At 47.9% G+C, this 505-nt stretch carries 1 protein-coding gene; it reads right to left on the bottom strand.

The features are described 5' to 3' along the window. Window positions 1–505, bottom strand: a 505-nt coding sequence (locus tag AACR11_RS29115) for a major capsid protein P2 (RefSeq protein WP_223295717.1), incomplete at both ends; no start/stop codon positions are given.

Here is a 505-nt window from a genome sequence, read left to right as displayed (position 1 = left end):
TTCCACGCCAAAGCCAGTACGAACAAAATCAAGGCTGAACCAACCGTTATTTTGCTCCAAGCCAACAATGGCAAGATCAAAGGCGTTATCGGCTTTGTTGACGTTGATTTCTTCGACGCTATCGCGAAGAACGCGAACACGGTCAATGGATGCGTCTTTGAAGTGAATGCGCTTCAATGACAGCAAAGGTGAGCGCTCAGCAAAATCAAACGGCGTACGACCTGTTGCACTTGCAAACCAAGACAGTGAATAAATGCGTGGCAAGTAAATACGTTGTGATTGAGCTTGAGTCGTGTGAGAACGTGCGCGGATGCTTGGCGCAGCTGTGCCACCCGCTTTTGATGCAAGCTGGATGTAAACAAACCAGATTTCACCTTGCAGAGTCACTAGCTCACCAGTACGCACACCACCTTTTGTACGCAGCGTTAGGTCTGCAAAAGGAATAACGTAACGTCCTGCTTGAGTGAACTGTTTGCGGTGCTCTTGAATATCAACCAAGTCTTGA

Origin of the sequence: Vibrio sp. L85 (assembly GCF_963871815.1) — a bacterium.
GTDB classification, from domain to species: Bacteria; Pseudomonadota; Gammaproteobacteria; order Enterobacterales; family Vibrionaceae; genus Vibrio; species Vibrio harveyi.
The sequence above is the reverse complement of the archived record's forward strand: the minus strand, read 5'-3'. Positions and strand labels throughout refer to the sequence as shown.